The organism is Mycobacterium angelicum (genome assembly GCF_002086155.1).
Classification (GTDB): domain Bacteria; phylum Actinomycetota; class Actinomycetes; order Mycobacteriales; family Mycobacteriaceae; genus Mycobacterium; species Mycobacterium angelicum.
On the sequence record NZ_MVHE01000347.1, the window covers coordinates 1 to 343 of the forward strand.

The window sequence follows — 343 nt, forward strand, 5'->3', positions numbered from 1 at the left end:
GCGCAGGAGGGGGCAACGGCGGGGGCGGCGGTAGCACTACTAGCGCGTCTGTGATCGGCAGCGCGATCGGCGGCGACGGCGGCGACGGCGGCAGCGGAGGTACCACCGGCCAAGGCGGAACCGGTGGCAGCGGCGGCAGCGCCGGCATCGGTAACTCCGCTACTGCCGGGAGCGCGGTCGGCGGCAAGGGCGGTGCCGGCGGCAACGGCTCGGTCGGCGGGGGCGGCGGATTAGGCGGTGCTGCCTCAATCGTCATCGACGGATCCGGGAACGCCATCGGCGGCATCGGCGGAGCCGGCGGCAATGGCCCGGGCGGTGGCGGGACCGGCGGGGCGGGCGGCAG

The 343-nt window shown here is 76.7% G+C and carries 1 pseudogene; it reads left to right on the forward strand.

Annotated features, from left to right (window positions below):
* Positions 1 to 50 precede the first annotated feature (50 nt).
* A pseudogene (locus BST12_RS29730) lies at positions 51 to 343 on the forward strand (PGRS repeat-containing protein); the annotation flags it as partial.